Origin of the sequence: Pseudoduganella aquatica, from assembly GCF_009857595.1 — a bacterium.
Lineage (GTDB): Bacteria > Pseudomonadota > Gammaproteobacteria > Burkholderiales > Burkholderiaceae_D > Rugamonas > Rugamonas aquatica_A.
Window position 1 is genome coordinate 90,099 of the sequence record NZ_WWCU01000009.1, and the last position, 13,305, is coordinate 103,403.

At 65.5% G+C, this 13,305-nt stretch carries 10 protein-coding genes and 5 tRNA genes; 10 read left to right on the forward strand and 5 right to left on the reverse strand.

The annotated features are described in order from the left end of the window. Window positions 1–61: 61 nt before the first annotated feature. Window positions 62–1,126: a tartrate dehydrogenase gene (locus GTP77_RS10640; protein ID WP_161072140.1), complete on the reverse strand. Its 1,065-nt coding sequence runs from the start codon at window positions 1,124–1,126 to the stop codon at window positions 62–64. 114 nt (window positions 1,127–1,240) lie between these two features. Between GTP77_RS10640 and GTP77_RS10645 the strand changes: the two genes are divergently transcribed. Further along, a complete protein-coding gene (locus tag GTP77_RS10645) occupies window positions 1,241–2,158 on the forward strand; it encodes a LysR family transcriptional regulator (RefSeq protein WP_161072141.1) in 918 nt (305 codons plus the stop codon). Here GTP77_RS10645 and cysE read toward each other — a convergent pair whose 3' ends face one another. From cysE to rnr, 3 genes are all read right to left on the reverse strand, one after another. Continuing rightward, window positions 2,159–2,902: a serine O-acetyltransferase gene (cysE, locus tag GTP77_RS10650; RefSeq protein WP_161072142.1), complete on the reverse strand. Its 744-nt coding sequence runs from the start codon at window positions 2,900–2,902 to the stop codon at window positions 2,159–2,161. It lies immediately after the preceding gene. A 197-nt stretch (window positions 2,903–3,099) separates the two neighbouring features. Then, window positions 3,100–3,846 carry a 23S rRNA (guanosine(2251)-2'-O)-methyltransferase RlmB gene (rlmB, locus tag GTP77_RS10655; RefSeq protein ID WP_057155534.1) on the reverse strand — a complete coding sequence of 249 codons (747 nt, stop codon included), beginning with the start codon at window positions 3,844–3,846 and terminating at the stop codon, window positions 3,100–3,102. 52 nt (window positions 3,847–3,898) lie between these two features. Beyond that, entirely contained in the window at window positions 3,899–6,370 is a 2,472-nt protein-coding gene (gene rnr, locus GTP77_RS10660; RefSeq protein ID WP_161072143.1) for a ribonuclease R, read from the reverse strand. Window positions 6,371–6,702: 332 nt separating this feature from the next. Here rnr and GTP77_RS10665 point away from each other — a divergent pair. From GTP77_RS10665 to GTP77_RS10695, 7 genes are all read left to right on the forward strand, one after another. Beyond that, window positions 6,703–6,787: transfer RNA gene (locus GTP77_RS10665), tRNA-Leu, on the forward strand. 98 nt (window positions 6,788–6,885) lie between these two features. Then, window positions 6,886–7,590: an NF038122 family metalloprotease gene (locus GTP77_RS10670; RefSeq protein ID WP_187358681.1), complete on the forward strand. Its 705-nt coding sequence runs from the start codon at window positions 6,886–6,888 to the stop codon at window positions 7,588–7,590. Window positions 7,591–7,668: 78 nt separating this feature from the next. Beyond that, window positions 7,669–7,753: transfer RNA gene (locus GTP77_RS10675), tRNA-Leu, on the forward strand. A gap of 154 nt (window positions 7,754–7,907) precedes the next feature. Continuing rightward, window positions 7,908–7,992, forward strand: a tRNA-Leu gene (locus GTP77_RS10680). Between the two features lie 38 nt (window positions 7,993–8,030). Further along, window positions 8,031–8,115: transfer RNA gene (locus GTP77_RS10685), tRNA-Leu, on the forward strand. Between the two features lie 115 nt (window positions 8,116–8,230). Continuing rightward, window positions 8,231–9,760: a S41 family peptidase gene (locus tag GTP77_RS10690; RefSeq protein ID WP_161072145.1), complete on the forward strand. Its 1,530-nt coding sequence runs from the start codon at window positions 8,231–8,233 to the stop codon at window positions 9,758–9,760. Between the two features lie 72 nt (window positions 9,761–9,832). Then, window positions 9,833–9,917: transfer RNA gene (locus tag GTP77_RS10695), tRNA-Leu, on the forward strand. A gap of 54 nt (window positions 9,918–9,971) precedes the next feature. Here the strand turns inward: GTP77_RS10695 and GTP77_RS10700 are convergent. After that, complete coding sequence (locus GTP77_RS10700; protein ID WP_161072204.1) at window positions 9,972–10,823, reverse strand: SDR family oxidoreductase; 852 nt, start codon at window positions 10,821–10,823, stop codon at window positions 9,972–9,974. Window positions 10,824–10,922: 99 nt separating this feature from the next. On the opposite strand from GTP77_RS10700, the gene GTP77_RS10705 reads away from it, so the two are divergent. Together GTP77_RS10705 and GTP77_RS10710 are read left to right on the forward strand one after the other, a co-directional pair. Then, window positions 10,923–11,333: a winged helix-turn-helix transcriptional regulator gene (locus GTP77_RS10705; protein WP_161072146.1), complete on the forward strand. Its 411-nt coding sequence runs from the start codon at window positions 10,923–10,925 to the stop codon at window positions 11,331–11,333. 93 nt (window positions 11,334–11,426) lie between these two features. Next, on the forward strand, window positions 11,427–13,301 hold the full coding sequence (locus tag GTP77_RS10710; protein WP_187358674.1) for a hybrid sensor histidine kinase/response regulator: 1,875 nt from the start codon (window positions 11,427–11,429) through the stop codon (window positions 13,299–13,301). The last annotated feature ends 4 nt before the right edge of the window (window positions 13,302–13,305 follow it).

Below are 13,305 nucleotides of genomic sequence, written 5' to 3' on the forward strand. Positions count from 1 at the left end.
TCTCCGATATGTGTGAGCGCGCGGCGGCTCTGTGGCCGCCTTGGAGCGCGGGTGGCTTGCTTTATTTGCCGGCGCGGATGAATTCGCACACTGCGCGGGTCACGTCGGCCGTGGTGGCCTTGCCGCCCAGGTCGGGCGTGTGGACCTTGTCCGCCGTGACGGCTTCTATGGCCTGCATCAGGCGCTTGGCGGCGCCCTGCTCGCCCAGGTGCTCCAGCATCATGGCGGCGGTCCAGAAGGTGGCCACCGGATTCGCGATGCCCTTGCCGGTAATGTCGAAGGCGGAGCCGTGGATAGGCTCGAACATGGACGGGAACGCGCGCTCGGGATTCAGGTTGGCCGTGGGGCCGATGCCCAGGCTGCCCGACAGCGCGGCGGCCAGGTCGGACAGGATGTCCGCGTGCAGATTGGTGGCCACGATCACGTCCAGCGTCTTCGGCTTGAGCACCATGCGGGTGGTGACGGCGTCCACTAGTTCGCGGTCCACTTTCACGTCCGGGAAATCGGCCGCCACTTCGTAGAAGATCTCGTCCCACATCACCATGCCGAAGCGCTGCGCGTTGGACTTGGTGACCAGCGTGAGGTGTTTGGCAGGACGCTTCTGCGCCAGCTCAAAGGCGAAGCGGTGGATGCGCTCCACGCCGGCGCGGGTGAACACGGCGGTCTCGGTGGCGGTTTCAATCGGCAGGCCGCGGTGCGTGCGCCCGCCGTTGCCCGCGTATTCGCCTTCCGAGTTTTCGCGCACGATCACCCAGTCGATATCCTCGCCGCCTTTCAGCGGGCTTTGCACGCCTGGCAGCACGCGCGCCGGGCGCACATTGGCGTACTGGTCGAAGCCCTGCGCGATGGGCAGGCGCAAGCCCCACAGCGACACGTGGTCCGGCACCTGCTGGCTGCCCACCGCGCCGAAGAAGATGGCGTCGAAGGCTTTCAGCTGTTCCAGGCCGCCTTCGGGGATGTAGTAGCCGTGCTCCAGGTAGTAGTCCGAGCTCCATGGGAAGTGCTCGATGTCGAACTTGAAGCCGCCGTCGTGGCTGGCGAGCGCGTTCAGCACTTCCAGACCGGCTGCGATCACTTCGGGGCCGATGCCATCGGCTGGAATCGCTGCAATTTTATGGATACGCATGGATATCTCCTTAAGATTTGTATGGGATGCAACAGCACCGTGAACACAGTGTAGTGCGGCACAAAAGTTATGGAATGCGTGTAAAGTTATGCTACTTGTTCTCTGGAGTTAAAGATGATCGATCCATCCGAACTGGCGTTTTTCGTCCAGATCGTCAAGGAAGGCAGCCTGTCCGGCGCGGCGCGCGAGCTGGGGGTCACGCCCGCCTCGGTAAGCAAGCGGCTGGGCAAACTGGAGCAGGAGCTGGGCGTGCTGCTGCTGAACCGCACCACGCGCCGCCTGAGCGTGACCGACGCGGGCGAGCTGTATTACGCCAACGCGGTGCGCATCCTGGGCGAGCTGGAGGAACTGGAACGGCAGCTGTCGCAGGACCGCGCCGCGCCCAAGGGGCTGCTGCGGGTGAATGCGCCGCTGGGTTTCGGGCGCACCTACATCACGCCCATCGTCTCCAATTTCGTGAAGCGCTATCCGGACGTGGAAGTGCAGCTGCAGCTGAGCGACCATCCGCTCAGCCTCATCGACGAGTCCTTCGATATCGGCATCCGCTTCGGCGAGGTGCCGGACGCGCGCGTGGTGGCGACCAGGATCGCGGCCAACCGGCGGCTGGTGTGCGCGGCGCCGTCCTACCTGAAGCAGCATGGCGTGCCCAAGGCGCCGAACGACCTGGCGCGCTTCAACTGCATCGTGCTGCGCCAGAACGACGCGGCCTACGGCACCTGGCGTTTCACCAAGGGGCGGCAGACGGAAACGGTGAAGGTGCGCGGCACCCTGAGCAGCAACGACGGCGAGGTAGCGCTGAACTGGGCGCTGGACGGCCACGGCCTGCTGCTGCGGGCGGAATGGGATATTGCGAAATACATCCGCTCGGGACGGCTGCAGATCGTGCTGGAGGACTACGCCACGCCGCCTGCGGACATCCACGCCATCTACCCGGAGAAGCACAAGCTGTCGCCGAAAGTGAAGGTGTTCGTGGAGTTCCTGGCGGCGAGTTTCCAGGGGCCGGCGGGCAGCAAGCCCGCGTCCGCCTGGTGATCAGTCCACCAGCCGGTTCAGCTGGGCGGAATTGAATTTATCGCACTCGGGCACGGATGGACAATCCAGCCCCGCAGCCTTCATGGTGGCGGCCATGCGTTCGATCTGCTGCTCCTGCGCGGCAGCCTGGTCTATCAGCGCGCGCAGGGCTTTGATGAGCGGGTCGTCGCCATTGGCGGTGATGCCGTAGGCCGAGAACATCTTGGCGGACGGGCTGACGCTGAGCGCTTCCTTGTCGATGATGTGGGCGGGATTGCCCACTGCCGTGGCGCCCGCAGGCACGGGCTTGAGCAGCACCGCGTTGGAGCCCACCTTGGCGTATTCGCCCACCGTGAACGCGCCCAGCACCTTGGCGCCCGCGCCGATGATGACGCCGCGTTCCAGCGTGGGGTGGCGCTTGCTGCCGGTGTGCAGCGAGGTGCCGCCCAGGGTCACGCCCTGGTAAATGGTGCAGTCGTCCCCCACCACGGCGGTTTCGCCTATCACCACGCCAAAGCCGTGGTCGATGAACACGCGGCGGCCGATCTGGGCGCCGGGGTGGATCTCGATGCCGGTGATGATGCGCGCCAGGTAGGAGATGAAGCGGCCCGGCCACTTCAGCCCGTGCGTCCAGCACCAGTGCGCCCAGCGGTGCATGACAATGGCCTGCAAGCCGGGATAACAGGTCAGCACCTCCCAACCGTTGCGGGCGGCGGGGTCGCGTTCGATGATGCTGTTGATGTCTTGGCGCAGGTTGCGGAACATGGCGGCAAAGGATTAAGACCGATAACGCATGGTAGCGTATTCGGTTAGGAGTTGCTTGGGGCGGTGGCGGGTTACGCGCTTCGCGCTAACCCGCCCTACGATGTTGCGGATGTTGCGGGTGTTCGCGGATGTTGCGGATGCGCGCGTAGGGCGGGTTAGCCGGAACGGCGTAACCCGCCATGTGCGGACGGCTGGAATCAGCCTTCTTTGACGAGGCGCTGGCGGCGCGCCTCGTACAGACAGACGCCGGAGGCGACCGATACGTTCAGGCTCTCGACGGTGCCGAACATGGGGATGCTGACCAGCATGTCGCAGGTCTCGCGGGTCAGGCGGCGCATGCCCTCGCCTTCCGAACCCATCACCAGCGCGGTCGGGCCGGTGAAGTCGGACTGGTACAGGTTCTTCTCGCCGTCGTCGGAGGTGCCGATCAGCCAGATATCGCGGTCCTTCAGGTCGCGCAGCGTGCGCGCCAGATTCGTCACGGTGATGTAAGGCACGTTCTCGGCCGCGCCGGACGCCACTTTGGCGGCGGTGGCGTTCAGGCCTACCGCGCGGTCCTTCGGCACGATGACCGCGTGCGCGCCGGCGCCGTCGGCCACGCGCAGGCAGGCGCCCAGGTTGTGCGGGTCGGTAATGCCGTCCAGCACCAGCAGCAGCGGCGGGCCTTCGATGGCGTCCAGCAGCTCGTCCAGGTTGCGCGCCAGCGAAATCTGCTGCGCAAAGGCGATCACGCCCTGGTGGCGGTGGGTGCCGACGATCTTGTCGAGGCGGGTGGAATCCACGGGCATCACGCGCACGCCGAGCGACTTGGCGTTGGCCACCAGGTCGGTCATGCGGCGGTCGTTGCGGCCCACGTCGACGAAGATTTCCTCCACGGAGGAAGCTTCATGGCGCAGGCGCGAGGTGACGGCGTGGAAGCCGAAAATCATTTTATTCTTGGACATGCTTTTCTTCTGGTGATGCCGCCCGGGCCAATGCCTGGGCGGCGGTTAATGCTTAGCGCTTCTTCTTGCTCTTGGCGGCTGGCTTGGCTGCCGGTGCCGCGGATTTGCTGCGCTTGCCGCTGGAGGCGGGCTTGGCTTTGGCTTTCGGTTTGGCCACGGCCGGAGTACGGGACTGGACTTTCGGGCCAGGCTTAACGTTGGTGCGAGTGTCGGCCTTGGTAGGCTGCTTGCGGTTGCGGCCGGTGGCCGGTTCCGCTTCCACGTCCGCGCCGGGACGCACGCCCACCGCCGCCTGCTCGGACTGCGCCAGGCGCAGGTCGATCTTGCGGGTTTCCAGGTCCACGCGCACCACTTGCACTTTGACCTTGTCGGTCAGCTGGTAGCGCTTGCCGGTGCGTTCGCCTTTCAGTTCATGGCGCGCTTCGTCGAACTGGAAGTAGTCCGCGCCCAGGTCGGTGATGTGCACCAGGCCTTCGACGAACAGTTCCTGCAGCTGCACGAAGATGCCGAAGGTGGTCACGCCGGTGATCATGCCGGTGAATTCCTCGCCCAGCTTGTCCTGCATGAAGTAGCACTTCAGCCAGGATTCCACGTCGCGCGACGCTTCGTCGGCGCGGCGCTCGTTGGCCGAGCAGTGCACGCCCAGGGCGTCCCACACGGTCAGGTCGGCGGCGGCTTTCGGCGCCTTGCCCTCGGCCTTGTCCTTGGCCTGCTGGCGGCGGGTGGCGTTCGACACGGCCGTGTTCAGCACGCTGGTGTCGGCCACTTTCGGCTCGTACTTCTTGCCTTGCAGGATGGCCTTGATGGCGCGGTGCGTCAGCAAGTCCGGATAGCGGCGGATCGGGCTGGTGAAGTGGGCGTAAGCCTCGTAGGCCAGGCCGAAGTGGCCGATATTGTCCGGGCTGTAGACCGCTTGCTGCATCGAGCGCAGCAGCATGGTTTGCAGCAGGGACGCGTCCGGACGCTCCTTGATCTTGCGCATCAGCTCGGCGTAGTCGCCGGCGGCAGGCGTGTCGCCGCCGGCCAGGCTCAGGCCAACCTGCTTCAGGAAGTCGCGCACCTGCTTGAGCTTTTCCTTGGTCGGGCCGGCGTGGATGCGGTAGGTGCCGGGATGCTTGTGGCGCAGCAGCAGGTCCGCAGCGCAGACGTTGGCCGCCAGCATGCATTCCTCGATGATCTTGTGCGCGTCGTTGCGGGTGCGCGGGATGATCTTTTCGATCTTGCCGGCCGCATTGCAGACGATATAGGTCTCGGTGGTCTCGAAGTCGATCGCGCCGCGCACATTGCGGGCTTGCACCAGGGCGTGATAGACGTCGTACAGGTTCTGCAGCAGCGGCACGATGCCGGGGCGGCGCGCCGCTTCCGGACCCTTGGTGTTGCCCAGGATGGCGGCCACTTCATTGTAGGTCATGCGCGCGGCCGAGTGGATCACGGCCGGGTAGAACTGGTAAGCGGTGATCTCGCCCTTGGCGGTGACGACGGCGTCGCACACCAGCGTCATGCGGTCCACCGCCGGGTTCAGCGAGCACAGGCCGTTGGACAGCTTCTCCGGCAGCATGGGGATCACGCGGCGCGGGAAGTAGACCGAGGTGCTGCGTTCCAGCGCGTCGGTGTCCAGCGCGTCGTTCGGCTTCACGTAATGGCTCACGTCGGCAATCGCCACGATCAGGCGGAAGGCCTTGCTGCGGCCGACTTTCACCGGTTCGCAATAGACGGCATCGTCGAAGTCGCGCGCGTCTTCGCCGTCGATGGTGATCATCGGCACGTCGCGCAGGTCCACGCGGTCGCCCAGGTCGGCTTCGCGCACATGGTCCGGCAGCTTGGCGGCCTGTTTCAGCGCGGCGTCCGAGAAGATGTGCGGCACGCCGAACTTGCGCACGGCGATTTCGATTTCCATGCCCGGATCGTCCAGGCCGCCCAGCACTTCCACGATGCGGCCGGCCGGCTGCTTGAAGCGGCCCGGCTGCTCGGTCAGTTCGATGGAAACAATCTGGTCCACCTTGGCTTTGCCCACCGGGCCTTCCACCACGATGTCCTGCGCAATGCGCTTGTCTTCCGGCGCCACCAGCCACACGCCGTTTTCTTTCAGCAGGCGGCCGATGATGTGGGTGTTGGCGCGCTGCACCACTTCCACAATCGTGCCTTCCGGGCGGCCGCGGCGGTCCAGGCCGACCATCTTGGCCAGCACCTTGTCGCCGTTCAGCACTTTTTGCATTTCGCGTTCGGACAGGTACAGGTCCTGGCCCGGTTCATCCGGGATCACGAAGCCGAAACCGTCGCGGTGGCTCTGCACACGCCCGGCCACGAAGCCGGAGTGGTCGGCCAGGGCGTAGAAGCCTTTGTGGTCGGAAACGATCTGGCCGTCGCGCTCCATGGCGTTCAGACGGCGGGTCAATACCGCGTGGGACTCGGCTTTCACATCCAGGGTCAGCGCGAGGGCGCGCAGATCGAGCGCCGCCTTGGCGCTGCGGAAGATGCCGAGAATTTCCTCACGGCTAGGAATGATATGGGTAGATTGGCTCAAAAGTATTTCTATGGTTTTATTATTGATGGAGAAAAAATCGTGTACCGCCCTGACCAGCCACGTTGACATGGAACAAGGCGTAGTGTACCGGAGGACGGCCTATTTGCCTATTGTGCGGGAATTCGCCACAGCCCTGCTGCGCCGGCTCCGCGCCCGGAAAAAAGTTGTTCCGGGCTATTTGACTTCTCAAAAGAATCCTCTATAATTCTGGTCTTCCGCAGCGGCAACGCTGAGGAAACGGCGAGTTGATGTGCAGTATGGAACGGAAACGTTCATCTGGCGCGAAACTCTCCAAGTCGTTATAATAGCAGAAGTTGTTATGCAGTATCAGTGCCCACGTGGCGGAATTGGTAGACGCGCATGGTTCAGGTCCATGTGCCGCAAGGTGTGGGGGTTCGAGTCCCTCCGTGGGCACCACAGAATTCCGCAAAAATGCCTCCTTCGGGAGGCATTTTTCATTTCCGCTTCCGATTTTCCGATGTCGGACTTGCTGACACTCCGCCGCCGCCAGCGCCCTGCCCTATGTCGACAACAAAGGCAGCGACAATAACCGCACCATCTTCATCACCAACGCCGAAGCCAAGGCGCTGGGCATGGGCGTGACGGAACAGTCCCTGCCCGGCTGCATAGGCAATTGCGACGGCTTTATCCAGTTCAACGGCAATCTGGCTTTCGACTTCGACGGCAGCAACGGCATCGGCGCCACGCAGTACGATTTCGTCGGCATGGCCGCGCACGAAATCGGGCACACGCTGGGCTTCATCAGCGGCGTGGACGTGCTCGACTTCAACTCGCCGCCGAACAACGGCCCCTTCAACGACAACGAATTCACCTATGCATCCGGACTGGACATGTTCCGCTATTCGCCGCTGAGCAGCGCCAGCGGCGTGATCGACTGGACGGCGGACGCGCGCGACAAATACTTCTCCGTCGACGGCGGCGCCACGCTGGGCGCGCAGTTTTCCACCGGCGCCACCTTCGGCGACGGCCGCCAGGCCAGCCACTGGAAAGACCTGATGATGCTGGGCTTGATGGATCCCACTGCCGCCCAGGGCGAACTGCTGCTCATCACCGCCAACGACCGCATGGCGATGGACGCCATCGGCTACGGCCTGGCGCCGATAACGGAGCCCTCGCAATCCGCCATGTACGGCGCGGCGGCATTGATGGCGCTGGCATGGAGTGGCCGTAGGAAATATTTTCATGGAAACATCAATTGACTCTTGACCAAGGGCGCGGCGGCCTTTAAGATTCGGGCCTCTGTTGCAGAACAACGCAAGGGAAACAGCAGTAACAGTGCCCACGTGGCGGAATTGGTAGACGCGCATGGTTCAGGTCCATGTGCCGCAAGGTGTGGGGGTTCGAGTCCCTCCGTGGGCACCACAAAATTCCGCAAAAACGCCTCCTTCGGGAGGCGTTTTTCATTTCCGGACCACTACTGCAAAAATCTTTTCAATCACGCTTGACGGCATCGCTTCCAGCCCTTACTATGCGTGCCTCTGTTGCAGAACACCGCAGCAAAGACAAAGAAAACAGAGCCCACGTGGCGGAATTGGTAGACGCGCATGGTTCAGGTCCATGTGCCGCAAGGTGTGGGGGTTCGAGTCCCTCCGTGGGCACCACAGTTCTGTTTTTGATGTCAGCTTCACCGCAGTACATTGCCCACGTGGCGGAATTGGTAGACGCGCATGGTTCAGGTCCATGTGCCGCAAGGTGTGGGGGTTCGAGTCCCTCCGTGGGCACCAAGAATTCCGCAGAAAAAGCCTCCTTCGGGAGGCTTTTTCTCATTCCGCGTCACATTTGTTGACGCGCCGGGCTTTGCGCCCTAGCATGGTTGCTCTTTCAATAAGAGAGGTATCCATGCCGCTGCCCTTCCTGCGCATCCGCTGTGCCGCACTGCTGCTCTCCGCCCTCGCCGCCCAGGCCGGCGCCGCCGATAAAACCGCCGCCGACTGGCAGGCCGCAGCCAGGGCCGACATCGAAGCCGTCCATCAACTCATTCTCACCGCGCACCCCGGCAGCATCGACGAACTCAACCCCGGCTTCAAGGACTGGACCGAGCGCGGCTACCGCGAAGCGCTGCAGCAGGTGGCGCGGGTGGACAGCTACGACTCCATGATGGCGGCCTCGCGCTACTACGTGACCGGTTTTCTCGACGGCCACCTGGTGTACTCGGACAATGCGCGCGGCAAGGACCCTATCGTCGTCAACGGCTGGAAGCTGCGCAGGCAAGGCGGCGCCTACGTGGTGCAGGGACAGCTGAAGGACTGGCCCGCCCCGCTGCCGCCGTTCGGCGCGCGCCTGCTGCAATGCGACGGGCGCAGCATGGAGGCCATCCTGGCTGAAGATGTGGCGCCGTATTACGACCGCCGCAACTTCGGCGGCACGCACGAGATCCTGCCGGAGCTGCTGTTCGCGCCTGCCATGGCGGACCTGAAACTCAAGCGCTGCCAGTTCCGCACGGCCGAAGGCGCGGAACTGGACATGCCCATCACCTATCAGGCCATCGCCATGCAACGCTATTTCGCGCGCGACAGCTGGTCCGACGCGCCACAGAAAACGCAGACGCGCCGCAGCAACCAGTTCAGCTTCCAGGACGGCGTGCTGTGGGTGAGCGCCGCCAGCTTCAACTCCCTGCCGTCCAAGGAGCAGATCGCCGCCTTCGAGACCATGCTGGCCGAGCTGAGTAAAGTGGAAGGTGCGCGCCTGATCGTCTTCGACGCGCGCGGCAACGGCGGCGGCAGCAGCGCCATCGGCAGCAAGATATTCGACGCCGCCACCGGCGGACTGGACTACGACAAGCACGGCGTCGACCAGCTGCCGCGCACCTATGCGCAGTGGCGCGTGTCCGACGTGCTGCTGGCCAACCTGGAGAAATTCAGCAAGGAGTTCGCCAGCCGCTACGGCGAGGACAGCCAGCAGGCGCGCAGCACGCGCACCTTCCTGAAACAGGTGCAGGACGCCAAGGCCGCCGGCCAGCCCTGGGTCGAGCAGCCGGCCGGCCATCTCGTCACGCGGGCCGACATCGCCAAGCGCGGCGGCAAGCTGCGCCGCCACCAGGGCGCGGTGGCGCTATTGACCGACGCGGCCTGCGCCAGCGCCTGCCTGGACTTCGCGGACCTGGTGCTGAGCGTGCCCGGCGCCGTGCATATCGGCCGCGCCACCAGTGCCGACTCGGTGTATATCGACACCGGCCGCGCCACGCTCCCCAGCGGCAATGTGCTGGTGCTGCCGCAGAAAGTCTGGCGCAACCGCCTGCGCGGCAACAACGAAACGCTTACGCCGTCCATTGCGCTGAAGGCGGACATGGCCGACGATGCTGCCGTGCGCGCGGAGGCATTGTCGGCGCTGGCGCCGATAATGAAGCCGCGTTTGCAAGCCAGCCCTTGACGGCTGCGCATCCATCCCTTACTATGCGTGCCTTCTGTTGCAGAACAACGCAAGGGAAACAGCAGTAACAGTGCCCACGTGGCGGAATTGGTAGACGCGCATGGTTCAGGTCCATGTGCCGCAAGGTGTGGGGGTTCGAGTCCCTCCGTGGGCACCACAGAATTCCGCAAAAACGCCTCCTTCGGGAGGCGTTTTTCATTTCCGGCCCGGTTTATTTGGCCAGCGCCACGCGCACCGCTTCCGCCAGCGGCGTGGTGGCGCGGCCGATCAGGCGCGACAGCGCGCCGCCGTTATCCTCCAACGCGCCCTTCGCCACGCCCGCATCCGAATCCGACAGCAGCGACGCCAGCCACTCAGGCAGGCCCGCGCCCAGCAGCGCGGCCTTGTAGTCCGCTTCCGGCATATCCTTGTACGGCACGTCCTTGCCCGCCTGGCGCGACAGTTCCGCCGCCAACTCCGGCAGCGAGAAGCTGCGGTCGCCCGCCAGCTCGTACAGCGCCTCTGGCGCGGCAGCCGTCAGCACGGCCGCTGCGGCCGCCGCATAGTCCTCGCGGGTGGCGGCGGAGACGCGGCCGTCCTGCGCGCTGCCCAGCAGCACGCCATGCGCCAGCGCGCCGCCCAGGCCCGCCGTGTAGTTCTCGAAATACCAGCCGTTGCGCAGGATGGCGGTGCGCAGGCCGGATGCGCGCAGCAGCTCCTCGGTGGCCTTGTGCTCGCCCGCCAGCGCCAGCGGCGAGCGGTCCGCGTGCAGCACGCTGGTGTACGCCAGCAGGCCGGCGCCGGCGCGCTTGGCCGCGTCGATCACATTGCGGTGCTGGTCCAGGCGCTGGCCGATTTCGCTCGACGAGATCAACAGGATTTTTTCCGCGCCGGCAAACGCGGTGTCCAGCGTGGCCGGGTCGTTGTAGTCGGCCTTGCGGACCTGCACGCCCAGTTCGGCCAGGCCGGTAGCCTTGGCCGGGTCGCGCACGGCGGCCACGATGGAGGCGGCCGGCGTGGTGTTCAGCAGCGCTTTGACGATCAACTGGCCCAGTTGGCCGTTGGCGCCGGTGATGACGATCATGGTGTTTCCTTTCAATTCGCGGTTGGAGTAATTCATCTTAGCGCCTATACTTACTATTTGTAAGTACGCACATTTTAGTAAGTACCCCAGGAGATTCCCATGTCCCAAGCCAAGAGCCTGCGCGCCGCCCTGGCCGCCCACAACGAAGCCCGGCGCGGCCAGCTGATGGTGGCGGCCTGTCCGTCGCGCGCCGTGCTCAGCCACGTCACTAGCCGCTGGGGCGTGCTGGTGCTGGTGATCCTGCTGGACGGCATGCACCGCTTCAGCGAACTGCGGCGCGAAGTGGGCGGCGTCAGCGAGAAGATGCTGGCGCAGACGCTGGACGCGCTGGTGGGCGACGGCTTCGTGCTGCGCTACGCCCATCCGGTGATACCGCCACGCGTGGAATACAGCCTCACGCCCATGGGGCGCGAGCTGGCGGAGCGGCTGGCCGTGCTGGTGGACTGGATAGAGGAGAACTATCCGCGCATCGCGGACGCCCGCGCCGAGGCCGCTGCCGAAGCCGCCTGAGTGAATTCCGCGCACGGCGCCGCATCCTGTACTAAACTTGGCCCTGGATCCCGCATCACCTAACGGGCGGCGACGCCCATACCGCCTAATCAATTGCAAACCATACTGATTGTTACCGGCATCAGCGCAGGCCTGGCCGAGCTCGAAAGCGCGCTGGCGGCATCCGGTTTGAACCTGCTCACTGTCAGCCGCGCCGACAGCGCCCTGGACGCCGTGCGCGCAGGCGGCGTGGCGCTGGTGCTGCTCGACGCGGCCCAGGCCGGCAGCTCCAGCTATGAGCTGTGCAGCCACTTGCAGGCGGCCAGCGCCACGCCCGGCCTGCCCATCATCCTCCTCACGCAGGGGGGCTCCGGCGACTCCGCAGAGATCCGCGACGAACAGCAGCGCGCGCTGGCCTCCGGCGCCATCGCCTGCCTGCGCCGCCCTTTCAGCACCGGCGCGGTGCTGGAACTGGTGCTTGCCCACCTGCCCGCGCCGCGCTCGCCCGACGAACTAAGCGCCAGCATCGCGCAACTGCGCCAGCTGCGCCTGAGCGACGCCGCCAGCCACCAGCACGCGGAGGATCTGCGCGAAGGCCAGAACCAACTGCTGGAAATGGTGGCGCGCGGCGCCCCGCTGGCCACCACGCTGGACAAGCTGATGCTGCTGATCGAAACGCAAGCGCCCGGCGTGCTGTGCTCCACCCTGCTGCTCGACACCGACGGCCGCACCGTCCGCACCGGCGCAGGCCCCAGCCTGCCGCCCGCCTATATGGCCGCCATCGACGGCCTGCCCATAGGTCCGGTAGCCGGCTCCTGCGGCACCGCCATGTACCGCAAGGAAGCGGTGGTCGTCACCGACATCCAGACCGATCCGCTGTGGGCGCCCTACGCCGCCATCGCCGCCCAGTACGGCCTGCGCGCCTGCTGGTCCGTGCCCATCCTGCTCGACGCGGACACCGTGCTCGGCACCTTCGCCATGTACTACCGCGAAGTCCGCAGCCCCAGCGCAGCCGACATGCGGCTGATCGGCGTGGCCACCCACCTGGCCGGCATCGCCATCGCCCGCACCCGCCACGAGGACGAACTGCGCCTCCACCGCACCCAGCTGGAAACCCTGGTGGCCGAGCGCACGGCGGAACTGCGCAAGGCCAAGGACCGCGCCGAACAGGTCAACGACGAACTCGCCACGGCCTTGAGCAACCTCAGCATGACGCAGGACGAACTGGTGCGGCGCGAAAAGCTGGCCGCGCTGGGCGCCCTGGTGGCGGGCGTGGCGCACGAACTGAACACGCCCATCGGCAACGGCCTGATGGCCGCCAGCAGCATGGCCGAGCGCACCCAGGCGCTGCGCGCCGCCTTCGCCAAAGGCGCCCGCCAGTCCGACCTGGGACAGGGCCAGCTGGACGCCTATCTGGACGAGGTGGCGCAGGCCGACGAGATCGTGGTGCGCAACCTGAAGCGCGCCGCCTCGCTGCTGCACAGCTTCCGCGCCATCGCGCTTGACCAGGACAGCAGCCAGCGCAGCCGCTTCAAGCTCGAACCCCTCGTGGCCGGGCTGATTCCGCCGCTGCTGGCCACGGTCAAGAACTTGGCGATCGAGGTGGAGCTGAACATCCCCGCCCACCTGGAGCTGGACAGCTATCCCGGCCAGCTGAGCCAGGTGCTGCTGGCCCTGCTCGAGAACAGCGCGGTGCACGGCTTTGCGGGCCGCAGCGGCGGCCATGTGCGCATCAGCGCCAGCCTGAACCGCACCGGCAGCATCGAGCTGGTCTACGCAGACGACGGCAACGGCATCGCCTCCGAGCACCTGGGCCATATCTACGACCCCTTCTTCACCACGCGGCGCGGCGCCGGCGGCTCCGGCCTGGGGCTCTACATCGCGCACAACATCGTCACCAGCGTGCTCGGCGGGCGCATCAACGCCGCCAGCCAGCCCGGCCAAGGCGCCACCTTCGTCCTGTTGCTGCCGCCGGCGGCGCCGCTATAATCGG